24 protein-coding genes are annotated in these 25,572 nt (G+C 63.0%); 7 read left to right on the forward strand and 17 right to left on the reverse strand.

Annotated features, from left to right (window positions below):
• The 12 genes from nuoK to D8W71_RS15500 all read right to left on the reverse strand — a co-directional run bounded on the left by nuoK (position 1) and on the right by D8W71_RS15500 (position 10,816).
• Positions 1-300: an NADH-quinone oxidoreductase subunit NuoK gene (gene nuoK / locus D8W71_RS15445; protein ID WP_068375643.1), complete on the reverse strand. Its 300-nt coding sequence runs from the start codon at positions 298-300 to the stop codon at positions 1-3.
• A complete protein-coding gene (locus D8W71_RS15450; protein ID WP_121114505.1) occupies positions 297-1,028 on the reverse strand; it encodes an NADH-quinone oxidoreductase subunit J in 732 nt (243 codons plus the stop codon). Before D8W71_RS15450 ends, nuoK begins: the two co-directional genes overlap by 4 nt.
• Positions 1,025-1,528, reverse strand: coding sequence for an NADH-quinone oxidoreductase subunit NuoI (gene nuoI / locus D8W71_RS15455; RefSeq protein ID WP_121114507.1), 504 nt, complete (start codon positions 1,526-1,528; stop codon positions 1,025-1,027). Before nuoI ends, D8W71_RS15450 begins: the two co-directional genes overlap by 4 nt.
• Positions 1,521-2,783 (reverse strand): NADH-quinone oxidoreductase subunit NuoH, encoded by a 1,263-nt coding sequence (nuoH, locus tag D8W71_RS15460; protein WP_121114509.1) that lies wholly within the window; start codon positions 2,781-2,783, stop codon positions 1,521-1,523. Before nuoH ends, nuoI begins: the two co-directional genes overlap by 8 nt.
• The gene (locus tag D8W71_RS15465) at positions 2,780-5,191 is read right to left on the reverse strand and encodes an NADH-quinone oxidoreductase subunit G (RefSeq protein WP_121114511.1); all 2,412 of its coding nucleotides are present in this window, start codon (positions 5,189-5,191) and stop codon (positions 2,780-2,782) included. The genes nuoH and D8W71_RS15465 overlap by 4 nt, the downstream gene beginning before the upstream one ends.
• The gene (gene nuoF / locus D8W71_RS15470) at positions 5,137-6,435 is read right to left on the reverse strand and encodes an NADH-quinone oxidoreductase subunit NuoF (RefSeq protein ID WP_121114513.1); all 1,299 of its coding nucleotides are present in this window, start codon (positions 6,433-6,435) and stop codon (positions 5,137-5,139) included. Before nuoF ends, D8W71_RS15465 begins: the two co-directional genes overlap by 55 nt.
• A 1-nt stretch (position 6,436) precedes the next feature.
• On the reverse strand, positions 6,437-7,264 hold the full coding sequence (gene nuoE / locus D8W71_RS15475; RefSeq protein ID WP_121114515.1) for an NADH-quinone oxidoreductase subunit NuoE: 828 nt from the start codon (positions 7,262-7,264) through the stop codon (positions 6,437-6,439).
• A gap of 13 nt (positions 7,265-7,277) precedes the next feature.
• Positions 7,278-8,594 carry an NADH dehydrogenase (quinone) subunit D gene (nuoD, locus tag D8W71_RS15480; RefSeq protein WP_121114517.1) on the reverse strand — a complete coding sequence of 439 codons (1,317 nt, stop codon included), beginning with the start codon at positions 8,592-8,594 and terminating at the stop codon, positions 7,278-7,280.
• A complete protein-coding gene (locus D8W71_RS15485) occupies positions 8,594-9,247 on the reverse strand; it encodes an NADH-quinone oxidoreductase subunit C (protein WP_121114519.1) in 654 nt (217 codons plus the stop codon). Before D8W71_RS15485 ends, nuoD begins: the two co-directional genes overlap by 1 nt.
• Positions 9,244-9,798 carry a NuoB/complex I 20 kDa subunit family protein gene (locus tag D8W71_RS15490; RefSeq protein ID WP_068375664.1) on the reverse strand — a complete coding sequence of 185 codons (555 nt, stop codon included), beginning with the start codon at positions 9,796-9,798 and terminating at the stop codon, positions 9,244-9,246. The genes D8W71_RS15485 and D8W71_RS15490 overlap by 4 nt, the downstream gene beginning before the upstream one ends.
• A gap of 50 nt (positions 9,799-9,848) precedes the next feature.
• Positions 9,849-10,208, reverse strand: a complete 360-nt coding sequence (locus tag D8W71_RS15495) for an NADH-quinone oxidoreductase subunit A (protein WP_121114521.1) — start codon at positions 10,206-10,208, stop codon at positions 9,849-9,851.
• Between the two features lie 224 nt (positions 10,209-10,432).
• Positions 10,433-10,816, reverse strand: a complete 384-nt coding sequence (locus D8W71_RS15500) for an Rv3143 family two-component system response regulator (RefSeq protein WP_121119291.1) — start codon at positions 10,814-10,816, stop codon at positions 10,433-10,435.
• Positions 10,817-11,041: 225 nt separating this feature from the next.
• On the opposite strand from D8W71_RS15500, the gene D8W71_RS15505 reads away from it, so the two are divergent.
• The 7 genes from D8W71_RS15505 to D8W71_RS15535 all read left to right on the forward strand — a co-directional run bounded on the left by D8W71_RS15505 (position 11,042) and on the right by D8W71_RS15535 (position 21,714).
• Complete coding sequence (locus D8W71_RS15505) at positions 11,042-11,212, forward strand: hypothetical protein (RefSeq protein WP_236077450.1); 171 nt, start codon at positions 11,042-11,044, stop codon at positions 11,210-11,212.
• Positions 11,213-11,371: 159 nt separating this feature from the next.
• Entirely contained in the window at positions 11,372-12,877 is a 1,506-nt protein-coding gene (locus tag D8W71_RS15510; protein ID WP_442972052.1) for an aldehyde dehydrogenase family protein, read from the forward strand.
• Positions 12,878-12,914: 37 nt separating this feature from the next.
• Positions 12,915-14,435, forward strand: a complete 1,521-nt coding sequence (locus D8W71_RS15515) for an APC family permease (protein WP_121114528.1) — start codon at positions 12,915-12,917, stop codon at positions 14,433-14,435.
• Positions 14,432-15,985, forward strand: coding sequence for a GMC family oxidoreductase (locus D8W71_RS15520; RefSeq protein ID WP_121114530.1), 1,554 nt, complete (start codon positions 14,432-14,434; stop codon positions 15,983-15,985). Before D8W71_RS15515 ends, D8W71_RS15520 begins: the two co-directional genes overlap by 4 nt.
• Positions 15,969-17,840, forward strand: a complete 1,872-nt coding sequence (locus tag D8W71_RS15525; RefSeq protein ID WP_121119293.1) for a putative nucleotidyltransferase substrate binding domain-containing protein — start codon at positions 15,969-15,971, stop codon at positions 17,838-17,840. The genes D8W71_RS15520 and D8W71_RS15525 overlap by 17 nt, the downstream gene beginning before the upstream one ends.
• 24 nt (positions 17,841-17,864) lie before the next feature.
• Positions 17,865-20,534, forward strand: coding sequence for an MGH1-like glycoside hydrolase domain-containing protein (locus D8W71_RS15530; protein WP_121114532.1), 2,670 nt, complete (start codon positions 17,865-17,867; stop codon positions 20,532-20,534).
• A 76-nt stretch (positions 20,535-20,610) separates the two neighbouring features.
• A complete protein-coding gene (locus tag D8W71_RS15535) occupies positions 20,611-21,714 on the forward strand; it encodes an alcohol dehydrogenase catalytic domain-containing protein (protein WP_121114534.1) in 1,104 nt (367 codons plus the stop codon).
• On the opposite strand, the gene D8W71_RS15540 is transcribed toward D8W71_RS15535, so the two are convergent.
• Genes D8W71_RS15540 through D8W71_RS15560 form a run of 5 tightly spaced genes read right to left on the reverse strand, consistent with a single transcriptional unit; the run spans position 21,711 to position 25,438 of the window.
• Complete coding sequence (locus tag D8W71_RS15540) at positions 21,711-22,502, reverse strand: ABC transporter ATP-binding protein (RefSeq protein ID WP_121114536.1); 792 nt, start codon at positions 22,500-22,502, stop codon at positions 21,711-21,713. The genes D8W71_RS15535 and D8W71_RS15540 overlap by 4 nt on opposite strands.
• Positions 22,503-22,853 carry a hypothetical protein gene (locus tag D8W71_RS15545; protein WP_236077452.1) on the reverse strand — a complete coding sequence of 117 codons (351 nt, stop codon included), beginning with the start codon at positions 22,851-22,853 and terminating at the stop codon, positions 22,503-22,505.
• On the reverse strand, positions 22,850-23,677 hold the full coding sequence (locus D8W71_RS15550) for a DUF692 domain-containing protein (protein ID WP_121114540.1): 828 nt from the start codon (positions 23,675-23,677) through the stop codon (positions 22,850-22,852). The genes D8W71_RS15545 and D8W71_RS15550 overlap by 4 nt, the downstream gene beginning before the upstream one ends.
• A complete protein-coding gene (locus tag D8W71_RS15555; RefSeq protein ID WP_201265094.1) occupies positions 23,592-24,533 on the reverse strand; it encodes a TIGR04222 domain-containing membrane protein in 942 nt (313 codons plus the stop codon). Before D8W71_RS15555 ends, D8W71_RS15550 begins: the two co-directional genes overlap by 86 nt.
• On the reverse strand, positions 24,530-25,438 hold the full coding sequence (locus D8W71_RS15560) for a TIGR04222 domain-containing membrane protein (RefSeq protein WP_153275387.1): 909 nt from the start codon (positions 25,436-25,438) through the stop codon (positions 24,530-24,532). The genes D8W71_RS15555 and D8W71_RS15560 overlap by 4 nt, the downstream gene beginning before the upstream one ends.
• Positions 25,439-25,572: the final 134 nt, after the last annotated feature.

The raw sequence follows: 25,572 nt of genomic DNA on the forward strand, positions 1-25,572 counted from the left end.
TCAGTTCTTCAGAAGGTTGGCGTCGTCGACGGAGGCCGACCGTCGGGTCCGGAAGATGGTCATGATGATCGCAAGTCCGACAACCACTTCGGCGGCGGCGACGACCATGGTGAAGAAGGCAAAGACCTGTCCCTCCAGATTGCCGTGCATTCGGGCGAATGTGACGAACGCGAGATTTGCAGCGTTGAGCATCAGCTCGATGCACATGAAGACCACGATGGCGTTGCGGCGGAGCAGAACTCCGGCTGCGCCGATCGAGAACAGCAACACCGACAGATAGAGATAGTTCTCCGGATTCATACGCCGCCGCCCTCCTGGTCACCGCGATGTCCGCGATGCATCGGATTGACCGAGAGTTCCGACAGCGATCCGTCCGGCAGCCGCGCGGGCCAGTCCACCGCGTTGTGTCGGGCGTAGACACCAGGACTCGGCATCGGTGTGACGTGTGTGCCGTCTTTGAAGCGCTGCTGCGACAATTCCCGCTGGCCCGGGCGTTCGGTGAAACGCTCACGGTGAGCCAGAACCATCGCGCCGACGGTTGCAATGATCAACAGGGCGCCGGTGAGCTCGAAAGCCCAGAGGTAGCGAATGAAAATGAGTTCGGCAAGCCCCTCGACGTTTCCGCCTGCGTTCGCCGCGTCGAGTCCGACGAACTGCGGCCGTCCTGATTGGACCGAGGCGTTTCCGATCGCCCCGACCACGACGAGTCCGAAGCCGAGACCCGAGGCCACCGCGGCAGACCGCTGTCCCTTTAGCGTTTCGGTCAACGAGTCCGCGGAGTCGACTCCCACGAGCATCAGCACGAACAGGAAGAGCATCATGACCGCGCCCGTGTACACGACGACCTGGACGACTCCGAGGAAGACGGCACCCTGCGCGATGTAGAGCACCGCGAGGATGATCATCGTGATCGCAAGGAACAGCGCCGAGTACACCGCCTTCGTTGCACAGACCATCGCCAGCGCACCGATCACTGCGAGTCCACCGAGCAGCCAGAATTGCACGGCCTCGGCGGTCGATGTGGTCACTCGACGGTCCCGCGGTAGTAGTCCGCTGCCGTCGCGTTCTCCGCCATGGAATGCGGCGCGGCCTCCATTCCGGGCTCCATCGGCGCGAGCAACCGATCCTTCTCGTAGATGAGATCTGCACGATTGTCATCTGCGAGCTCGTACTCGTTGGTCATCGTCAGTGCACGAGTCGGGCAGGCCTCGATGCACAAGCCGCAGCCGATGCACCGGAGATAGTTGATCTGATACACCTGTCCGTATCGCTCACCAGGGGAGAAGCGCTCCTCCTCGGTGTTGTCGGCACCTTCTACGTAGATCGCGTCTGCGGGGCACGCCCACGCACACAGCTCGCAGCCGATGCACTTTTCCAAGCCGTCCGCGTACCGATTGAGCTGGTGGCGGCCGTGGTAGCGCGGGGCCGTCGGAGTCTTCGTCTCCGGATAGAATTCGGTTACCGGCTTCTTGAACATCGTCGCGAACGTGACGCCGAATCCTGCTATCGGCCCTAGGAATTCAGGCATCGCTGCGCTCCTTCTCTGGCGTGGACAAAGTCTGGTCCGGCATCGGCGGGACGGGGAACCCGCCCGCAAACGGATCGAACGGAGCCGATCTTCCGAGCTCGGTTCCTGCAGTCGGAGTGTCGGTTTCCGGTCGTCGACGGGATCGGCGCCAGAAGAACAGCGCGACCAACGCTGCGGCGACTGCGCTGACGACCACGAGGGCGACCGCGAACGAGCCGTAGCCTTCGATCCGGAATGCTCGGACAGTAGCGACGAGGACGATCCACACCAGCGAGATCGGAATGAGGACCTTCCACCCGAGGTTCATGAATTGGTCGTAGCGCAGTCTCGGAAGCGTGGCACGAAGCCAGATGAACACGAACAGAAACGCCCACACCTTGAGCGTGAACCACAGGACCGGCCACCATCCGGAATTGGCCCCGTCCCACAGGCTGATCGGAAACGGTGCGTGCCAGCCGCCCAGGAACAGAGTCGTGGCCAAGGCGGACACCGTGACCATGTTGACGTACTCCGCGAGCATGAACATCGCGAAATTCAACGACGAATACTCGGTGTGAAAACCGCCGACCAGTTCGCCTTCGGCCTCGGGTAGGTCGAACGGTGCACGGTTGGTCTCGCCGACCATGGACGTCAGGTAGATCAGGAACGACGGGAAGAGCAAGAAGATGTACCAGGTATTCGATTGGGCAGCAACGATACCCGACGTGGACATTGTGCCCGCGTACAGGAACACGGCTGTGAACGACAGTCCCATTGCGATCTCGTACGAGATGACCTGTGCCGTCGATCGAAGCCCGCCGAGCAGGGGATACGTCGATCCTGATGCCCACCCGGCGAGAACGATGCCGTACACACCGACCGAGGTGACCGCAAGAATGTACAGAACCCCGACCGGAAAGTCGGTCAACTGCAACGGAGTTCGGTGTCCGAGGATGGATACTTCGGGCCCGAACGGAATCACGGCAAATGCCATGAAGGCGGGAACGGCGGCGATCACAGGTGCCAGCAGGTAGATCGGTTTGTCGACGCCCTTGGGGACGATCCCTTCCTTCAGAGCCAGCTTGACACCGTCGGCGAGGCTTTGAAGCATGCCCCCGGGCCCGACGCGATTGGGCCCGATTCGCATCTGCATGCGAGCCATGACTTTTCGCTCGGCGAGAATGGCGATCAACGGTGTCAGAATCAGGAAGACGAAGATCGCGACTGCTTTGGCAACGACCATCCACCACGGGTCGATACCGAAGCCCGGGATCATGACGCGTCCTGTTCGGCGAGGTGGATCTGCACGATCGACCCGGTGCCGACGCCGAGCGTGGAGTTCACTTCGGAGCCGGGAGAGCGCTGCGGGAGCCATACGACGCGGTAAGGAAGCGCGGTAACGGCGAGGGGAAGTGTGATTTGTCCTCGATCAGATCCGACGGTGACCTGGTCGCCCTCCGCTGCACCGATTTCCTGCGCGGTATCGGCGGACAGGCGAACCACCGGTGTACGAGCTGTGCCGGCGAGGTGGGGCTCGCCGTCTTGCATTCGACCGGAATCGAGAAGCATTCGCCATGTCGTCAGCAATGCTTCCCCCTGTTCCGGTTCGGGGGCCGATGGGTGGGATCGTGTCGGTTCCGCGGCATACGGTCCGTTCCACGGCGCCAGTCCCGCGATGTCTCGTCGGACTGCGTCGGTGTCGGGCAGTCCGAGCGCGATCTTCATCTCGGCCGCCAGCGCATGCAGCACTCGCCCGTCGGACAGGGAGCGCGATCCTGGCATCGCTGACTCGAAGGACCGTGCGCGACCCTCCCAATCGAGGTAGGTTCCGGACTTCTCGGTCACGGTCGCCACCGGGAAGACAACGTCTGCTCGCTCGGTGACACTGCTGTGGCGAACCTCGAGGCTGACGACGAACGAGGCGCTGTCGACGGCAGCGGCGGCTCCCATCGGGTCCGGCAGATCGGCTAGTTCGACCCCGCCCACCACAAGAGCTGCTCCTGACCTTGCTGCCGCGAGAATCTCCGCGCCGTCCAGTCCGGGGGATTCCGGAACCCCGTCCACGGCCCAGTATCTGGCCAGTTCGGCGCGGGCAGCATCGCTGGACACCGGTCGGCCGCCGGGAAGCAGCGTTGGCAGTGCCCCGACGTCGAGCGCACCGCGATCACCTGCGCGCCGCGGAATCCACGCCGACGGTGCGCCGGTCCTCGCCGCAAGCCGCACGACGGCCGAGAACCCGCCCGGCGTATGCGCGAGGCGTTCGCCGACGAGGATTACGGTTCCCGGGATCAGCTCCGTGAGACCGTCCAGGATCTCGGCTTCACCACCGGGAATGCATTGCACCAGGGATGCGCCCAACTTTCTCACGCCAGGCGATGCATACGGAGCAATGGCGATCACCCTTTGGTTCTTGGTTCGCACCGCCTTGCGAAGTCGGAGGAAGATCATCGGCGATTCTTCTTCGGGTTCGAACCCGACGAGAACCACCGCAGGTGCATCTTCCAGTCGTTGATACGTCACGTCGATCTCGCGCCCGGCGACGGACGACGCGAGAAACTCGGCTTCCTCGGAGCTGTGTGCGCGTGCTCTGAAGTCGATGTTGTTCGTTCCGAGCGCGACACGGGCGAACTTCGAATAGGCGTACGCATCCTCGACTGTCGATCGACCACCGACGAGGACTCCGACGTTGTTGCCCGCCGCCTCGAGCCCTGCAGCGGCGGCGGTCATTGCTTCCGACCACGAGGCCGGTTCCAGGGTCCCCTCGGCGGATCGAACCAGAGGTGTGGTGAGGCGGTCGCGTTCGGTGGCGTAGGTGAACGCCCATCGACCCTTGTCGCAGTTCCACTCCTCGTTGACAGCAGGATCGTCACCAGCCAACCGGCGCAGCACTTTTCCGCGTCGATGATCGGTCCGTTGGGCGCATCCGCTCGCGCAGTGCTCGCACGCGCTCGGCGTCGACACGAGATCGTAGGGCCGGGCCCGGAATCGGTAGGCTGCGCCGGTCAGCGCACCGACAGGACATATTTGGACGGTGTTGCCAGAGAAGTACGACTCGAAGGGTTCGCTGTCGTAGATTCCCACCTGTTGCAGCGCACCACGTTCGATGAGTTCGATGAACGGGTCACCTGCGATCTGCTCCGAGAATCTGGTGCACCGTGCGCACAGCACACAGCGTTCACGGTCCAGAAGCACTTCCGAGGACAGCGGGATCGGTTTGGGATAGGTGCGCTTGACGTCGGTGAACCGCGATTCCGATCGACCCGACGACATCGCCTGGTTCTGCAGTGGGCACTCGCCGCCCTTGTCGCAGACCGGGCAGTCGAGCGGATGGTTGATCAGCAGCAGTTCCATCACGCCCTTCTGGGCTTTCGCGGCTACCGGAGAGCTGAGCTGCGTCCGGATCACCATTCCCTCGGTGACGGTGGTTGTGCACGAGGCCAACGGCTTTCGCTGCCCCTCGACTTCGACGAGACACTGTCGGCAGGCTCCGACTGGATCGAGGAGAGGGTGGTCGCAGAACCTCGGGATCTGGATCCCGCTGAGTTCGGCCGCACGGATCACGAGTGTGCCGGACGGCACGTGCACCTCGGTGCCGTCGATGCTGACGGTGACAGTGGTCGTTTCGACGCTCACGAGGTCAGTTCTCCTGCCATCAGTGTCGAGCGGTGTGGATCGAACGGACATGGCGCTCCGAGATGCCGGACGTACTCCTCGCGGAAGTGCTTCAGCGACGACGTGATCGGACTTACTGCTCCGTCGCCCAAGGCGCAGAACGACTTTCCGAGGATGCTGTCCGCGACGTCGAGAAGTGTGTCGAGATCTCCGGCGGTTCCCCGGCCGGTTTCGAGGCGTTCGTAGATCTGCACCAGCCAGTAGGTACCTTCGCGGCACGGCGTGCACTTGCCACACGACTCGTGCGCGTAGAACTCCGTCCAGCGGCGTACAGCCCGCACGACGCACGTCGTGTCGTCGAAAATCTGCAGTGCCTTGGTACCGAGCATCGATCCCGCGGCACCGACGCCTTCGTAGTCCAACGGAACATCCAGGTGCTCGTCGGTGAAGATCGGTGTCGACGATCCGCCCGGCGTCCAGAATTTGAGGGTGTGGCCGTCTCGCACACCGCCGGCGTATTCGAGTAGCTCCCGCAACGTGATTCCGAGTGGAGCCTCGTACTGACCGGGGTTCGTCACATGTCCGGACAACGAGTACAGCGTGAATCCAGGGGACTTCTCGCTGCCCATCGACCGGAACCAATCCACACCGTTGCGGAGGATGGCCGGAACGCTGGCGATCGACTCGACATTGTTCACGACTGTCGGGCACGCATACAGTCCGGCAACGGCCGGGAAGGGAGGGCGCAGCCTCGGTTGTCCACGACGGCCTTCCAGCGAATCGAGCAGCGCTGTTTCCTCCCCACAGATGTATGCTCCGGCACCCGCGTGAACGACGACGTCCAGATCGAAACCCGTTCCCGCAATGTTCTGTCCCAGGTAGCCCGCGGCATAGGCTTCGGCCACCGCGGCCTGCAGACGGCGCAGAACGGGGACCACCTCTCCGCGGACGTAGACATACGCGCGATGAGCCCGAATCGCGTACGCGGCGATGATGATTCCCTCGACGAGCACCTGAGGTGTCGCGAGAAGAAGTGGCATGTCCTTGCACGTTCCCGGTTCGGACTCGTCCGCGTTGACCACAAGGTAATGAGGTTTACCGTCGCCCTGAGGAATGAAGGACCACTTCATGCCCGTCGGGAATCCTGCGCCGCCTCGCCCGCGTAGACCTGCGTCTTTGACCAAGGCGATGACGTCGTCCTCCGCCATCTCGAACGCCCGGCGCAGGCCCTCGTACCCGCCGTGTCGACGGTAGGTCTCGAGCGTCCACGACTGTGGGTCGTCCCAGTAGCTGCTCAGCACCGGAGTCAATGGCACGTCAGTGTCCTTTCTCGGGCGGAACCGATTCTGTCGGCGCGGGTGCGGGCTTCTCCTTGGTGGATTCACGGGCATTGGCTTCTTCGGAGCCGAGTGGAGCAGACCCGCTATCGGTCGGTGTATGGACGCTAGGCGCGCGCATGCCGTCTCGCTGCGCGACGCGAAGACCTGCGAGCGTCGGTGCTCCCGGCGTGCCCCCGGCCTCGACAGCGCCGAGTCGTTCGTCGGGGAAGCCGGCGAGGATACGTTCGGTTTCCTTGAAGGTGCACAACGACACTCCGCGAGTGGGAGTGACCTCACTGCCGGATCGAAGCGCGTCGACGAGGGTGCGGGCGCTTTCCGGTGTCTGGTTGTCGAAGAACTCCCAATTGACCATCACCACCGGTGCGTAGTCGCATGCGGCGTTGCACTCGAGATGGGTGAGCGTCACCGTCTCGTCGGACGGATCGAGGTGTTCGCGCAGGGCGTCCATGATTGCGTCGCCGCCCATGACAGCGCACAGAGTATTGGTGCACACTCCGACCAGATAGTCGCCGGTCGGTTCGCGCCTGTACATGGAGTAGAAGGTGGACACGGCCGTGACCTCGGCGCCGGTGAGTCCCAGTTTGATCGCGCAGAATTCGATTCCGGTGGCCGAGACGTAACCGTCGTGCGATTGAACCAGGTGCAGCAGTGGCAGGAGCGCAGATCGAGCCATCGCAGGGTTCGGGGCTTCGGACGATGAATACCTGGCGATGATGTCGATCGCATCGGCGTCGAGGCGTGCCAGGACGTCGTCCGGGTAGGGGACCGGCCGGGTTCCGAGTTGCAGGAACACTCTCTCGCTCATGGCTGCACGCCTCTCATCGATCGACTCCGCCCATGACCGGATCGATGCTTGCGACCGCCGCGATGACGTCGGCGACCATTCCGCCTTCGCAGGTAGCGGCGACTGCCTGCAGGTTGGTGAACGAGGGGTCCCGGTAGTGCACTCGGAACGGTCTGGTGCCGCCATCGCTGACCATGTGGACCCCCAGTTCGCCGCGGGGTGACTCCACTGCGGTGTATACCTGGCCTGCAGGCACTCGGAATCCCTCGGTCACGAGTTTGAAGTGATGGATGAGGGATTCCATCGAGGTGTTCATGATGTCCCGCACGTGCTCCTTGGAGTTGCCCATTCCGTCCGATCCAACCGACAGATCGGCAGGCCAGGCGATCTTCTTGTCGTCGACCATGATGGGGCCGGGACGGAGCTTGTCGAGGCACTGCTCGACGATCTTCAAGGACTCCTTCATCTCGGCGACTCGAATGACGTACCGCCCGTAGGCGTCACATCCGGTGTCGGTACAGACCTCGAATTCGTAGTTCTCGTATCCGCAATAAGGCTGTGACACACGGAGATCGTGAGGCAGGCCGGTGGATCTCAGCATGGGTCCGGTGATTCCCAGCGCCATGCATCCCGTGAGGTCCAGGTAACCGATGCCTTGTGTGCGAGCCTTCCAGATCCTGTTGTCGTCCAGCAGGTTCGACATGTCCCGTAACCTGTCCGGCAGTATTTTCAGAAGTTCACGGATTTTCGGAAGTGCGTCGTCGGGTAGGTCCTGAGCCAGTCCGCCGGGCCGAACGAAGGCGTGGTTCATCCTCAGACCCGTGACCGACTCGAACACGTCGAGAATGAGTTCGCGCTCACGGAAACCGAAGAGCATGGCGGTGACTGCTCCGAGCTCCATTCCGCCCGTCGCCAGCGCAACGAGGTGCGAGGATATCCGGTTCAGCTCCATGAGCATGACGCGCACGATCGTTGCCCGTTCCGGGACATCGTCGGTGATGTCCAGCAGTTTCTCCACGCCGAGGCAGTAGGCGGTTTCGTTGAAGAACGGTGACAGATAATCCATGCGAGTGACGAACGTGACGCCCTGAGTCCAGTTTCTGAACTCGAGGTTCTTCTCGATTCCTGTGTGCAGGTAGCCGATTCCGCACCTGGCCTCGGTGACAGTCTCGGCCTCGATCTCGAGTATCAGTCGAAGCACCCCATGGGTGGACGGGTGCTGAGGGCCCATGTTGACAACGATGCGTTCTTCGGATGATCCGGCCGAAGTCTCGGCGGCTGCGGCAACGATGTCGTCCCAGTCCTGCCCGGACACTGTGAACGACGTCTCGCGCCCTGCTGTGTCGGTCATCAGTTGTACTCCCGACGTCGATCCGGTGGCGGAATGCTGGCGCCTTTGTACTCGACAGGGATTCCGCCCAGTGGGTAGTCCTTGCGTTGCGGATGACCGACCCAGTCGTCGGGCATCTGAATACGGGTCAGAGATGGATGGCCGTCGAACTGGATCCCGAAGAAGTCGTAGGTCTCGCGTTCGTGCCAGTCGTTGGTCGGGTAGATGCGCACGAGACTGGGGATGTGCGGATCTGATTCGGGCACAGACACTTCCAGGCGAACCCGTCGGTTGTGGGTGATCGACAGCAGCGGATACGACGCATGCAGCTCGCGCCCGACATTCTGTGGGTAGTGCACGCCGTTCACACCGAGGCACATCTCGAAGCGGAGTTCGGGTCGATTGCGCAGGGTGGTCGCGACGCGAACGAGATGCTCTCGTCGAACATGAAGTGTGAGTTCGCCGCGGAAGACGACGGTCGATTCGATGGCCTCGTCGAACGGGATGTCCTCGGCGTCCAGTGAGTCCCGCAATTGGTCGGTGATCGCATCGAAGTAGCCGCCGAACGGAGGATGTGAGCTGCCCTGTGTCAGTGCGGGAACGACCAGTCGGCCGTACCCGGATGTGTCACCGGTGCCGTGGACGCCGAACATTCCCTGTCGATCGACCGTCATCTCAGAAGGCCTTTCAGCTCGATGGTCGGCCTCGACTGCAGCGCAGCTTCTTCGGCTGCGCGCGCGACCTTCTCACGGTCGGCGCCGAGCGGCATCTCCTGAATTTTTTCGTGCAGCTTCAGGATCGCGTCGAGAAGCATCTCGGGCCGGGGCGGACAGCCCGGCAGATAGATGTCGACGGGAACGACGTGGTCGACGCCCTGCACGATGGCGTAGTTGTTGAACATGCCGCCCGACGACGCGCATACCCCCATCGCCAGAACCCATTTGGGTTCGGCCATCTGGTCGTAGATCTGTCGTAGCACAGGTGCCATCTTCTGGCTGACTCGTCCTGCGACGATCATCAAGTCGGCCTGCCGCGGAGACGCGCGAAACGCTTCCATCCCGAAACGTGCGATGTCGAAGCGTCCCGAGCTGGTGGCCATCATCTCGATAGCGCAACAGGCGAGTCCGAACGTCGCAGGCCACAGCGAGCCCTTGCGGACGTACCCGGCCAGGCCCTCCACCGTGCTCAGCAGAAACCCGCTCGGGAGCTTTTCTTCGAGACCCATATGGCCAGACCCTTCTTGTGCGGTGCGCGTCGTGCGTCGGTTGCCGGGCGTCAATCCCAGCTGAGACCGCCTCGTCGCCACTCGTATGCGTAGGCGACGGCCGCGCTGACGATGAACATGCCCATGGCGAGCAAACCGAAGATTCCCAGCGCGTCGAAATGGACCGCCCAGGGGTAGAGGAAGACGATCTCGATGTCGAAGATGATGAACAGCATCGCGGTCAGGTAGAACTTCACGGGGTAGCGACCGGCGCCCATCGGCTGCGCAGTCGGCTCGATGCCGCACTCGTACGCATCCAATTTGGCCCGGTTGTAACGCTTCGGGCCCACTACTGCTGCAATCACGACGGACACGAGGGCGAAGGCGACTGCGACAGCGCCCAGGACCAGAATGGGGATGAACTCGTTCAACCTGTTTCGCCTCTCCGTACCTGCCTTGTGGGCATCTGAGGAGTTCTGTCGACCAAGAGGTCCTTAGCCAATAGAAAAATGTGAGCTGAACCACAGCCTACCGTTGTGCGACCCCGGCTTGTCTTGGTTTTCGACCAGTTGAATCGGCGTGTCACCCGGGCAAGTTGATCTTGCGCCGATCAGCAGGTCCGAAGGTGGAATGAGTTGTGACCGACCGACTTAGGTCAGTTTCCCAGCAAGGCCGTCACAGCTGCGGTGAGTACGAACGGGTCGAGCGGGTGCGATACCGCGGCCTCGGCCCCTGACCAATCCGCGAGCCATCTGTCGTCCGGGCGACCGGTGAGTACGACGAGAGGTGGACAGTTCTCGATTTCGTCTTTCAGCTGCTTGGCGACGCCCATGCCGCCGGCAGGCGACGCCTCCCCGTCGAGAATCGCAAGGTCGATACCGCCCGCGTCGAGGTAGTGCACGACCATCGGCTCGGTGGCGACCTGGAGGTACTCGAACTCCGGTAGCGCCGGGTTCGGGCGTCTGCCTATTGCGGAAGTGACTTCCTCGCGCGTGTGCGCGTTGCTGCTGTATACGAGGATGCGCAGCGGAACCGTCACGAAGCCGATGCTACGTCCGAACTTTCGGCGGTGTGGTCGATTCGCCGTGTTGGGCGCACCGGCGTCTTCTGCGGACTGTCGTTCCATTTGGTATCAATGTGTAACGGTTCGAAACCCTGAGTTGATACACAGTGCAACTCCGAGGCGGTGGCTCGACCCCCGACCTGCCACCGCCCCGGAGTCCCGAAGAATCGACGCCGCGAGAGGAACCCGATGCGAGATCACGTGACCGATCGTTTCCCTCGTGGTGACGGACCAGGCGATGCGGTCCTCACCGAGTTCGGTGTCGATCGTCAGGGATTCGTTCGGCGCCTTCGCGAGATTCTTCTGCAGAACCCTCCGCCTCGTGGATTGAACGACGCAGACGTCGCAGCGCTGTTGGCTGTGTGTACCTGATCGAAGTAGCTGCGGCGGCAGGCGCGGGTCGGCCACGGACGCGGGGTCATGCGTGCCGGGGGTTTCGGCTGCGTTGCACGCGGGCTTACGGTTGACGCATCGGTCACCAGCGTCAGCAGCGGGAGGAAGTGCGAAGTGTCCACGTCCGGAAACAGTGCAATCGAGTTTGGCAACCTGCGGCCCTCCCTTCTCGTCGACGGCGCCTGGGTGGGCGCCTCCGACGGAGGGACACGCGAGATCATCGATCCTTCGAACGGCAGCGTTGTTCTCGTGGTCGACGAAGCCACCCCGGACGACGCGCTGCGGGCTGTCGATGCAGCGCGCCGAACGTTCGACGAGGGGTCGTGGGCGTCGACGCCGGTCGCCGACCGAACTGCCCTGCTGACCGCAATCGCAGATCTACTTCAGCGCGACAAGGAACAACTCGCGCACATCGAGACGCTCGATACCGGGAAGACGTTGGCGGAGAGTCGAATCGATATCGACGACGTGACCTCGGTTTTTCGTTACTACGCCGAGCTGGCCGCGGTGCACGGTGACCGACTCGTCGACGTGGGTCGGCCCGAGGTCATCAGTCGGGTGGTGCACGAGCCGATCGGCGTGTGCGTGATGATCGCGCCGTGGAACTACCCACTGCTGCAGATCTCGTGGAAGATCGCTCCTGCACTGGCAGCCGGATGCACGATGGTACTCAAGCCGAGCGAGGTGACCCCGTTGAGCACCATCGCCTTCGTCAAGCTCGTCGAAGAAGCCGGAGTGCCGTCCGGGGTGGTCAACCTCGTTCAGGGAAGCGGCGCAGTGCTCGGCGAAGCGTTGACGGCCAACCCCGACGTCGACTTCATCTCGTTCACGGGTGGACTTGCCACCGGACGGACCATCCTCGCTACGGCCGCCGCGAACGTCACCAAGGTGGCGGTCGAATTGGGCGGTAAGAATCCGCACATCGTGTTCGCCGACGCAGTCGAGGATCAGCAGGACTTCGACGATTCGGTGGACCACGTGCTGACCGGAGTGTTTCTGCACTCCGGGCAGGTGTGCTCGGCCGGAACTCGGCTGATAGTCGAGGACTCCATCGCCGACCGATTCGTTGCAGCCGTTGCCGAACGCGCGCGTGGGATCAAGATGGGCCCGGGTCTCGACGAGGCCAGCGAGACTGGACCGCTGGTGTCGGAGGCCCAACGCACCAAGATCGAGAATTTCGTTGCGCTCGGGGTCGACGAGGGCGCCGAACTGGTGATCGGGGGCGCGAGGCCCGAAGATCCGGATCTCGCCGACGGCAGCTACTTTCTTCCGACGATCTTCGACAAATGCGATCGCTCGATGAATATCGTGCAAGAGGAGACGTTCGGCCCCATACTCACTGTTGAGCGTTTCACAACCGAGGAGGAAGCTCTACGGCTCGGCAACGACACGAACTACGGTCTCGCGGCAGGCGTACGAACATCGGACAGTGCGCGAGGTGAACGTATGGTGCGTGGATTGCGCCACGGAACGGTGTGGCTCAACGATTTCGGTATCTATACGGCCGCCGCCGAATGGGGCGGGTTCAAGCGTTCCGGTAACGGACGGGAACTTGGACCGTCCGGTTTGTCCGAATATCAAGAAGCGAAACACATTTGGCACAACACCGCGCCAGCGGCGGCGGGGTGGTTTCACATCCGATAGTTTCACCTGAGTTCTGCCACAGAAAGGCAGGCCGGCCATGACATCCAACACCGACAGCGGCATGGACGATTTCGGTTACAAGGAATCACTCGATCGAAGCTTGGGCAAGTTCGCTTCGTTCGCCGCAGGCGTCAGCTACATATCCATCCTCACCGGAACGTTCCAGCTGTTCTATTTCGGGTTCGGCACAGCGGGGCCTGCGTATCTATGGTCGTGGCCGTTGGTGTTCGTGGGCCAATTCTGTGTCGCACTGTGTTTCATGGAGTTGGCTGCGAAATATCCTGTGGCCGGATCGGTGTACAACTGGGCAAAGCTGCTGGGCCGGCGCATCGTCGGCTGGTCTGCGGGCTGGTTGATGCTGACCGCGTCCATAGTCACTCTCGCGGCCGTGGTTCTCGCACTCCAGCTGAACCTGCCCCGAATTTGGACCGGATTTCAGATCATCGGCGACGGCAGCGGGGACAACGACTTCGCGACCAACGCCGTGTTGCTCGGTGCGATCATGATTGCGATCACCACCACGATCAACGCGCTCGGCGTCAAGCTGATGGCCATGATCAACAGCGCCGGTGTGTTCATCGAGCTGATCGCCGCTGTGCTCATCGCGATCATCCTTGCAGCGAACATCACCCGAGGCCCTGAGGTCTTCTTCTCCACCAACGGATACGGCGCGGGTGTGAGCGGCGGCTTCCTCGCGGCGTTCCTCGTCGCCTCTCTCGCATCCGGCTACGTCATGTACGGATTCGACACGGCGAGTTCGCTGGGCGAGGAGACTGTCGAACCGAGAAGGACTGCTCCGAAAGCAATTCTGCGGGCGATACTCGCATCGTTCGTGATCGGCGGTGCAATTCTCGTGTTCGCAGTGATGGCCGCGCCGGACCTGGACGACCCTTCCTTGGGCACCCCTGAAGGGAGCCTGCAGTCGATCGTCGAGTCCGTGATGTGGGGTCCACTAGGCACGATCTTCCTGATCTGCATCGTCATCGCAGTCATCGTCTGCTCACTCGCCGTACATACCGCTGCGATCCGGCTCACATTCGCTATGGCTCGTGACAATGCGCTGCCCTTCGGCGAAAGCCTGGCAAGGGTCAACCCCAAGACGCAGACTCCGGTGGTGCCCGCGATCACGATCGGAGTGCTCGCGATCTTGATTCTCGTCGTCAACGTCGGCCAGCCTCAGATCTTCACCGTCCTGACTTCGATCGCGATCATCATGATCTACCTCGCCTACCTGATGGTGACCGGGCCATTGCTCGTCAAAAGGCTCAAAGGTCAATGGCCACCTAAGGATCTGAAGCCGGGCGGTTACTTCACGATGGGCAAGTGGGGCATGCTCGTCAATGTGGTCGCGGTCGTCTGGGGCGCAGGAATGGCACTGAATCTGGCATGGCCGCGAGTCGAGGTGTACGGCAGTCCTTGGTACAACACATGGGGTGCGTTCGTGTACATCGGAGGCATCCTCGGTGTCGGCTTGATCTGGTACTCCGTCACCGGTCGCCACCACATCGGTACATTGCAATCTCATGCATCCACCGGTGACGACAGGAGCGCAGCGTGACCGACACCGTCTTCGATTACGTCATTGCAGGAGGAGGCACCGCAGGCTGTGTCCTTGCGGCCAGGCTGAGCGAGGATCCCACCGTCACGGTGTGCCTGGTCGAGGCGGGTCCATCGGATGTCGGGGACGACAACATCCTCGAACTGTCCGAGTGGATGCATCTGCTGGACTCCGGCTACGACTGGGACTACCCCGTCGAGCCGCAGGAGCGCGGCAACAGTTTCATGCGTCACGCGCGAGCCAAGGTTCTGGGCGGGTGTTCGTCGCACAACTCCTGTATCGCATTTCATCCACCGGCGGAGACCTTGGACGATTGGGAGGCCGCCGGCGCGACTGGATGGGGTTCGAAGGACATCGTGCCCTTGGTGGCGCGCGTCGAGAACAACGACACCGGTCGCGGACACGACGGCCCCGTTCGCATCCGCGACATTCCGCCCGAGGATCCCTGTGGCACGGCGGTTCTGGAGTCCGCGGCCGAGGTCGGGTTGCCGACCGTGAAGTTCAACCGGGGTACCACCGTTCTCAACGGTGCAGGGTGGTTCCAGATCAACGCAGGCGAGGACGGAAAGAGGATGTCCACCTCGCACGCGTACCTGCACCCGATATTGGATTCGCGTCCCAATCTCGAAGTGCGCACGAATTGTTGGATCAGTGAGATCCTGATCGACGACCAATTGTCGGCGACGGGCGTGCGATACCAGCGGCCGGATCTGACCGGTTACGACACCGTGTCCGCGTCACGAGAGGTGATAGTCACCGCAGGTGCGATCGACACCCCCAAATTGCTCATGTTGTCCGGGATCGGACCCGCAGAACAATTGCGCGCTATGGGAATCGCAGTGCGAGTCGACGCGCCCGGGGTGGGGGAGAACCTCGACGACCACGTCGAAGGCCTCGTGTTCTGGGAGGCGTCGCGACCCATGGTGACGACGTCGTCGCAATGGTGGGAGATCGGTGTTTTCGCAACGACGCAGCCGGATCTGTCGTATCCGGATCTGATGATGCACTACGGCAGCGTTCCGTTCGACATGAACACTCTGCGATGGGGCTATCCGACCACGGACAATGGATTCTGCCTGACGCCCAACGTCACTCAGGGCCGCTCCCGCGGAACTGTTCGACTACGCAGCCGAGATTTCCGCGACAGGGCGAAGGTGGATCCGCGGTATTTCACCGACCCCGAGGGACACGACGACGCAGTGATGCTCGCGGGACTGAAACTCGCGCGTGAGATTGCTGCGCAGGACCCGCTCACAGCGTGGATCGGGCGTGAGCTCGCTCCCGGTCCGGACGCTGTGACCGACGAAGATCTTCTCGATTACGTGCACAAGACGCACAACACCGTCTACCACCCGGCAGGCACCGCCCGTATGGGCGCTGTGGGCGACGTGATGGCAGTCCTCGACCCCGAGCTTCGCGTCAAAGGTGTCAGAAATCTTCGTGTGGTCGACGCATCTGCGATGCCCAAACTCCCATCGGTCAATCCGAACATCACCGTCATGACGATGGCGGAGAAGTGTGCAGATCTCGTCCGTGGTCGACACAGCTGAGTTTCTCCGCCGGTTCCCGCCGTTCCAGTCCGCGACCCCCGGCGAGCTCGCAGACCTCGCCGCGCACGCTGTTCGCTTCGAATACGGCAGCGACGCAACAATTCTCGATGTCGAGATGCGTGACGTCGATTCGGTGTGGGTGGTCGAGAGTGGTCGCGTGGTCATTCTGGCGCCCGATGAGACGGTTCCGATCGATGCCGTCGACGTAGGTGGAGTGTTCGGATTCTCGGCCATGCTGTCCGGCTCGTCGTTCGGGTTCGTCGCTCGGACGACCGAGCCCAGTGCCCTTCTTCGATTGCCGGGCCAGCTCATGCGGCCCCTGTTTGCCGAGCCCGCGGGTCTGAAGTTTCTTGCCGACGCGGTGTCGACGGCCAACTCTCAGGTCGGAGGCGCCGTCGACCGGACGACGAAGCGCACGGTCGGCGAGTTGCTGTCCGGACCTGCGGTTCTGGTCGATCCCGACACCCACGTGCGAGTCGCGGTTGTGCAGATGACCGAACGCGGCAGTTCGTGTGTGGTGATCCCGCTAGCGAGCGGCTCGTACGGGATCTTCACCGACCGGGATCTCCGAATTCGAGTCGTCGCGGCAGGAATCAGTGTGGATACACCGATACGACACGTCATGACCGCGCCGGCCGCCACGGTGACCGCCGACCGCCTCGCGGCCACCGTTCTGGTGGACATGCTCGACCGCGGGTTGCGGCACATGCCGGTGACGTCGGCCCGCGGTGACGTGCTCGGTGTCGTCGAGGACAGTGAACTACACGCGGCGTCGACGAGACGCAGTTTCGTTCTCAGGCGAGCTGTGGCGCTCGCGTCGGACGCCGACGAACTGGCGGTCGCCGCACGCAGAATCCCCGGTTTGGCTGTCGATCTCTTCCGCGGGGGCACCGATGCGGCGGCAGTCAGCGCGATTCTGTCGGTCGTCATCGACAGCGTCGTACGCCGGTCGCTGGAGCTCGAGTGGTCTGCCGATCCGGAGGTGCCGCGAACCGAGATGGCGTGGTTGACGCTCGGGAGCGTCGCGCGACGCGAAGCTATGCCGTCGTCGGACGTCGACAGCGCCCTGTCCTGGTCCGATCGGCTGACAGACCCGGCGGACAGGGGTCGCACCAGGGACACGGCCCTCATGGAACTCGCGGCTCGTGTACACCGCACCCTCGCTGCCTGCGGATTGCCCGCCGATACCAACGGCGCTCTCGCCAGTTCTCCAAGATTTGCGCGATCGGCCTCTCAGTGGCGTACCGCAGCGGCGCATTGGCTCAGCAATCCGTTCGGGGATCGAGGAAATCCCTCCGGCGACTCCGGTCTGATCATGTCCTCACTGCTCGTCGATGGACGAGTCGTGTGGGGTAACAGTGATCTGCACACTGTTCCCCAGGTGTATCGCACGATGGCGGAGGACCATCCGGATGCCCTGCGTCTTCAGCTGCGCGATGCGCTTGCGGGGCGCGCGAGACTCAGATCGTTGCGCGACGTTCTGGCCAGACGCGGAGGGACCTTCGACCTCAAATCGCACGCGATCACTCCGATCGTGAATCTGGCCAGATGGGGAGGCATGTCTGTCGGACTCGCGTCGGCGTCGACGCCCGCCAGACTGGCGGCGGCGTCGGGTAACGGGTTGCTGGACGATCGCGACGTCGGCGTTCTGACCGAGGTATTCGAGATGCTTCAGCGACTTCGGCTCGGCCACCAGATAGAGCAGATCGAAGCAGGCGTTCAGCCGGGCGACATTCTGGTGATGGCCGACCTATCCCCGCTGGAGCGGAGCTCACTCGGAGACGGGGTCCGTGAAATCGCAGCGGTACAGCGTCGGGTGGGATACGTGGCCAGCAACGTCGGCGTGCGTCCATGACGTCGAGATAGCAGACTGAGGAGCGTGACCGACGACGCTGACACGCCTTCCACCGCCGAACATTCTCGCCTCGCCGAATCGCCGGGAGTCTCGGGACCCTGGCGGCAGTGGGGGCCGTACCTGGCCGGCCGGCAGTGGGGGACGGTGCGTGAGGACTATTCGGCCGACGGCGATGCATGGCAGTCGTTCCCCTTCGACCAGTCGCATGCGCGTGCATACCGCTGGGGGGAGGACGGACTCGGTGGTATCAGCGATCGGTTCGGGTTTCTGAACTTCGCGTTCGCGCTGTGGAATCGTAAGGATCCAATTCTCAAGGAACGGCTCTTCGGGCTCACCAACGGAGAGGGCAATCACGGCGAGGATGCCAAAGAATACTGGTGGGTCGTCGACGGCACCCCCACGCACAGCTGGATGCAGTGGCTGTATCGGTACCCCCAGGCGGAATACCCGTATCAGCAGCTACGCGAGGAGAATGCCCGTCGTGGGCGTGACGAGCGCGAATACGAACTGTCGGACACCGGAATCCTGGAAGGCAACAGGTTCTTCGACGTCCAGGTCACCTACGCCAAGGCGTCCCCCGACGACATTTGTATCGTCATTTCGATCACGAACAACGGGCCCGAGGCGGCGTCGGTCGACCTGCTTCCTCATCTGTGGCTACGCAATACGTGGTCTTGGGGTCGCGACGAACGCGGCGGAATACTGAAAGAGGTTGTGCCGCCGGAACTTCAGTCGGGTGGGATGCGCGCAATCGAAGCCGAGCACGGATTCCTCGGCAGGTATTACCTCGCGGCGGAGGGCCATCCCGAGGCCGTGTTCTGCGACAACGAGACCAACTCGGCCGAGTTGTGGGGACAGGAGAACAGGTCCCGGTACAGCAAGGACGGGATCGGGCATCGAGTGGTGAACGGGGACAATGCAGCCGTCAACCCGGACAAGACAGGAACCAAGTCGGCATTCTGGTTTTCGTTCGACGACATTGCTCCGGGCGCGACCGTCGAGGTGAAGCTTCGCCTGTCCACCAACGCGCCGGACGAACAGACGTTCGGCCGAGGGTTCGACGCGGTCGTCGCCGATCGGCGCGCCGAAGCTGACGAGTTCTACGGAAAGGTCATCGGCGAGGACCTCGACGACGAGGATCGGCACGTGGCGCGTCGCGCATATGCAGGCCTTCTGTGGACCAAGCAGCTCTACCGATACGACGTCGAGCAATGGCTCGAAGGTGACAAGGTGGGAGAACCGGCTCCGGAGTCCCGGCAGGGTCCGGGTGGACGCAACACGCATTGGCGTCACCTTGCGTTGGCCGATGTGATCTCTATGCCCGACGAGTGGGAGTATCCCTGGTTTGCGGCGTGGGACTTGGCGTTTCACACAATTCCGCTCGCGCATGTCGACCCGGATTTCGCGAAGGAACAACTGGTGTTGATGTGCAGGGAGTGGTCGATGCACCCCAACGGTCAACTGCCGGCGTACGAATGGGAGTTCGGAGATGTCAACCCGCCGGTGCACGCATGGGCCGCGTGGCACGTCTATCGCATCGACGGGTATCGAGACCGCGAGTTTCTCGTTCGTGTCTTCACCAAGCTGTTGCTCAACTTTGCGTGGTGGGTCAACCGGAAGGACTCCGAGGGATCGAACATCTTCGAGGGCGGGTTCCTCGGAATGGACAACATCGGACTGTTCAACAGGTCGGCACCGCTGCCACCGGGATTTCGGCTGGAGCAGTCGGATGCCACGAGTTGGATGGCGTTCTACTGCCAGCAGATGTTCAAGATATCGCTGGAACTCGCCCGCCACGACAGTGCGTGGGACGACGTCGCGACCAAATTCTTCGCGCATTTCCTCTCGATCGCAAAGGCGGTCAAATCCTTCGGTTCGCAGCATATTTCGTTGTGGCACGAGGAGGACGGCTTCTTCTACGACGTCTTGGTGCCGCCCCAGGGTGACGCCGTTCCGTTGCGGGTCCGCTCGATGGTCGGGTTGTTGCCGATTCTCGGCGCGACGGAGATACCGTCGTGGGTCGAGGAAGAATGCCCGGATTTGACGGCGAGGCTGCGTTGGGTGCAGCGCCGCAGGCCCGAGATGATCAGTCCTCTCCTGGCGCGCAAGGACGGGGACGAGGTGCGTGTGCTGCTCTCGCTGGTAGAGCCCGAGCGACTGAAAAGAGTTCTCTCGCGCATGTTCGACTCCGAAGAATTTTTGTCACAGTTCGGAATTCGATCACTGTCTGCCTCCTATCGGGAGGGGGTCACGTACGACATCGATGGGCGAAGCCTGTCCATCGAATACGAACCGGGGGAGTCCAGGACCGGGATGTTCGGCGGGAACTCCAACTGGCGCGGACCGATTTGGTTCCCGGTCAATGTCCTACTCGCCGACAAGCTCCGCGCCTACGGACGTCACTACGGAGATTCCTTCACGATCGAGATTCCCACTGGGTCCGGTAATCACTGCACACTGACCGACGCCGCCGATCTCATCGACAATGGACTTGCCTCGTTGTTCCGGCCGGTGAACGGGAAACGCCCGGCCGACGGTGAGCGGATAGAGTCGAGTAACGATCCACTGTGGAGCGTTCATCCGACCTTCAACGAGTACTTCGACGGTGACACCGGTGAAGGTCTCGGCGCGTCGCATCAGACAGGGTGGACGGGACTGGTCGCGCACCTACTTCGGCCTCGGCTGCCATTGTGAGTGCCTCTCTCTTAAATTCGCGAGTGGCGATCAATACCTGCCGCTCGTGTTCCACCACTCACATTAGAGTGGGTCCATGAAGATTCGCGGCGCTGTACTCGAGGAGATCGGGCGGCCACGGCCGTTCGCGGAATCGCTTCCCATTTCGATCTCGGAGTTGGAACTTGCACCTCCCGGCCCCGGCGAGCTTCTCGTCCGGATCGAAGCGGCGGGGCTCTGCCACTCGGATCTGTCGGTCGTCGACGGCAACAGGGTCCGGCCGGTGCCGATGCTCCTCGGCCATGAGGCAGCAGGGCGGGTCGAATCGCTCGGTGACGGCGTCGACGATCTGCCCCTCGGGACCCGCGTCGTCATGACCTTCCTGCCACGCTGCGGTGAGTGCGCAGGATGCCGAACCGACGGCCAGATGCCGTGCATTCCAGGAAGTGCTGCCAACAACGCGGGAACTCTGCTCGACGGCGGTGCACGGCTGGCCCGTGACGGCGCCGAGGTCAAGCATCACCTCGGAGTCTCGGGCTTTGCGACTCACGCTGTGGTCAGCCGCAAATCGGTAGTGGCTGTGGACGACGACATTCCCGCCGATGTTGCCGCTGTTCTCGGCTGCGCTGTACTCACCGGTGGCGGTGCGGTTCTCAACGCTGGGCAGCCGAGGCCAGGTCAGTCGGTGATGGTGATCGGACTGGGCGGCGTCGGCATGGCGTCGGTTCTCACTGCAGTCTCGGTCGGGGCAGGCGAAGTCATCGGGGTCGACGGAGTCCCGGACAAATTGGCCACTGCGCGTGAACTCGGTGCCACACAGACATATTCGCCTGCCGAGCGCGAAGAGCTGGGGATCAAGGCAGATATCGTCATCGAGGCCGCCGGAAACGCGCGGGCGTTCGAAGCTGCTGTCTCGGCGACAGCACCGGGTGGTAAGACGATCACCGTCGGCCTCCCGGCTCCCGACGCGAGGTCGTCGATCTCGCCACTCGGTCTCGTCGCCGAGGCACGAACGATCATCGGCAGCTATCTCGGTTCCGCGGTGCCTGCGCGAGATATTCCGAAGTATGCCCAGATGTGGCGTGAGGGACGGCTTCCCGTGGAGAAGCTGATCAGCTCGCGCATCGGTCTCGACGAGATCAACCGCGGCATGGACGAACTCGCAGACGGCAACGCCATCCGGCAGGTAATCACGTTCTAGCCGGCTGTTGCAGCCCAACGGCCGTTTCGGCGGTCGATGACGATGGGGTGGTCGAAGCACTCACTGATGTTCTTCGTTGTGATGACCTCTTCGACGACGCCGTGCGCGGTGATCTTGCCGTCTCGGATGAGAACGGCGTGCGTCGTGGACGCAGGAATCTCCTCGAGGTGATGGGTGACGAGGATGCTTGCCAGCGCGGGATGGTCGGCGCGCAAAGCGTCCATCGCGGTCAGAAGTTGTTCTCTCGCGGCGAGATCCAGACCGGTCGCGGGTTCGTCCAGAAGTAGCAGAGCAGGGTTCGCCAGAAGAGCACGTGCGATGAGTGCTCGTCCGCGCTCGCCTTGGGACAGTGTGTACCACGGTGACTCCGAACGATTCCGGACGCCCATGGAGTCGATGAGCACACGTGCGTGAGCGGCCTCGTCCTCGCTTGCCGCCCATCTGGGAATGATGTCCGGGGTGTTGGTCAGCCCTGTCAGGACCGATTCGAACAAAGTCAGGGACGGCTCGACCCGCAACCGCGGATCCACGTGACCGATGTGGGTGCGCAGTTCGCGTAGGTCCACCCGGCCGAGTCGATGTCCCAGGACGTGAACCGTTCCGTGCGTGGGGTGAACGAACGCCCCGAGCAAGCTCAGCAACGTGCTTTTGCCGGCGCCGTTGGCGCCGAGCAGAACCCAGTGTTGGCCCTCGTCCACCCGCAGTGTCGCGTCCCGTAGGAGGTATCGCCCGTTCCGCACGAGGTCGACGTTGTCGGCGCGAAGAACGGCAGGAGATTCGGTCGTCACCTACCGACGGTATCGCCGCACGGAGAACCATCGGGCAGCGGGTCGGAATCGGCGCGCCGTCATGGGTCTGTCCAGCTCGCCGATCGAGTACAAATGCTCGATGAACTCGTGCGCTTCGGCCGCCGAGTCGGATTTCGGTCGATGCGTCGCCCACTGTGTGAAGAGCGGGCCGAACCGGTCGCCGAGGGATGCCGCTGCGACCGGGATGTGATGTCGTGCGGCACCTGCGCGTTTGCGCAGCAACGCCGCTGCGGCGACACCGAGGGCCGAGGCGTCGAAACCTTCCGGCGTAGGGCCGCCGTCGACGAGGGCGCGCACCAGATCGAGTTGCCGCTGCGCGAGCTCGCTCACAACCGACTCCATTCCGTGTTCGCAGTGACGCGTTCCATACCAGCGGCATCCGCGATCGCGTCGAGTTCGTCGAGTAGTTCGGCCGCGGGAGGGTAGTGCCCGTCCCGCTCGAGCATGAGCGCGGAGGCAAACCCCGAGCGCGTCGCCTCTGTCAGCAGCTCGAGTACCTCCTGCGGAACGGGATCGGTGTGGGTGTCGTGATACATGCCGTCGCGGACGCTACCTCCGGCGATGTGGCAGTACGCAATTCGGTCCACGGGCAACCTCTGAAGCTCCGTCCATGGGTCCCGCCGCCGATTGAGCGCATTCGCGTAGACATTTGCGATGTCGAGAACGAGTGTGACGCCGGTGCGTTCAATCAGCTCGGCGAGAAATTCGCCGTCGCTCAGCTCGTCGTCCGGCCAATCGAACAGGGCTGCAATGTTTTCCACCGCCAGCGGCACTGGTAGTCCGCTCTGGGTGACGGTGATGTTTCGGGCCAGCACGTCGAGTGCCTCGTAGGTTCGGGGGACAGGCAGTAGATGCCCTGCCTCTGCTCCGCCCGCCCTCACGAAGGCGACATGTTCGCTGACCAGGGGTGCATCGAGCAGCGCCGCAACCCGTGCCAGATTGTCCACTCGGTCGGTGTCGATGCCCTCGGCGCTGCCCAATGACAACGAGATGCCATGCGGCACCGTCGGTAACGACAACGCAGCCAACGACTCCGGCGCGGTGGTGCCCACGGATTCCGCGATTACTTCACAGAAGGCGAGCCCGTCCAATTGGGCAATGATGCCTGCGATTTCGGGACGCCATCCGATACCGAGTCCGTCGAGAGCGCTCATCCGCCGCAACCTCCGCCTCCGCCGCCACATCCGCCGCCGCCACACCCGCTTCCCCTCCGCCGTCTCCGCCCGCGCCGCCGCCATCGGCTGTGATCCCGGCCGCGCTGGCAAGCGCTGGATCGATCATCAGCAACGCCGACCCGGCAAACAGCGCCGCAGACACCCCAGCCAGGCGAGGACCGTATGCCGCGAACGCAGGCTTTGCGCTCGGGGCGAGATAGGAATGTGCGATCGTCGAATCCAACACTGCCGTGCGCGCAGCACGCGTCCGCCCGTCGGATACCCGAAGTAGCGATACGGCGATCGCGATGCCGATCACAGCAACGAGTAGAAATACGACCGGTTTCCCGCCGGCGACACCGAAAGCCAGACGTACGACACCGATCATTCCGAGAACGATGAGCGGAACGGTGTTGAGCGTCAGAGTCCGCGACCACGTCGCCGGGGTGAAGTAACCCCGGTCGGTCAACGATTGGCGAAGCGCGGACGTTTCCGAGCCGAGCAGGTCACCGAGGTTGCGACGTGCTCCGAACACCCTGGTCAGGACAAGTTTCGCATACACGGCTCTGGTGAACCGATCGAATGTCGGGTCGTTCACCGGGAGAGTCCCATGGATCTCCCCGGTGACGGTGATCGCCCCCGCAGTGCGCAGAACTGCCAGTGACGCCGCGATCGCGCGGCTGCTTCCTCCCGCCAACATCCCCATCTCCGGTGGCGTCAGCAGGTACGCGCTCTGGGCTTCGGGCTCGGGTCGCAAGATGATTCGACACGCTACTGCGACAACGAGTAGTCCGAGTGCGGTGAGCACGTAGAGCTTCCAGAACACATCGGACGGAATTCCCCATGTGTCGTTCATCCTCCGCACCCACCGCCGCCGCAGCTGCTGCCGGAGCTGCCGCTGTCCGAACCACTGCCACCACCGTCGAAACCGCCTCCGGTGCCGTCGAACCCGCCGAAACCGGCACTCGTACTCGCACCGGCGTTCATGGCACCCGCCAGCTGGGGGTCGAGCCACAGCAGTGCAGCGCCGCCGAACAGCGCCGCCGACATTCCCGCGTGTGAGGGCCCGTAGGTCTCGAACGCGGGTCGCATACGGGGTTGTAGGTGCGCGTAGTCGCTGGTCGGTCTGCGAAGTTCCGCCGATCCACGCGGTGTTCGGCGAGGTACGCGTCGAACGAACGGAACCGAGGCTAGCAAGGCGATGATGGCGAGTACGAGGTAGCCGACGGGCTTTCCGCCGGCGATTCTTGCGATGACACGTGCCGCGCCGATGGTGACCACCACTAGGACGCAGCCGACCCGGAACTTCGCGGCGCGCGCTGCATGTGAACCGGTGAGGTAGCCCATGTCGAGGAGCGGGCCGCGCAACTGGGCGAACGTCACACTGAGCGAGTTGATGAGCGACGCCTTGCTGGGTGGGCGGGTTCCCGATCCGATGCGTTCGGAGACAATGCGCGTGAACCAATCCAACTTCGACCGTTCTTCGGCCGTGAGCGGACGCGCCTTCCGTCCACCCGGTGCGAGAGTTCCCGCTGCCCGTAGCACCGACAGCGACGCGATGAGTGCCTGATAGTCGCTGGTCAGAGCGCCTACCTCGGGCGGTGTCAGTACGCGGCTCGGCGCAAGCGCTCGGCCGTTGCCCCTGGTCGAGGACGATATCGCGGCCGGTACGACGATCGCGAGAAGGGCGGCCACGAGGTACCACCGCAGGAACGTCGGTCCGTCGATGCCCCACGTCAACTGTTGCGCGCTGTTGATCATTCCCCTCACCCCCCAACATTGTTGTGTGACAACTGATGTCAGTATCGAGGTAGTGAGAGAAAATGCGAGGGCGGGGGACCTATCGTCACCGATCCGTTATCGGAAATTGTAGGGGGTCCGGCGGAGTCAGTAGG

Source organism: Rhodococcus sp. P1Y (genome assembly GCF_003641205.1).
In the GTDB taxonomy this organism is placed as follows: domain Bacteria; phylum Actinomycetota; class Actinomycetes; order Mycobacteriales; family Mycobacteriaceae; genus Rhodococcoides.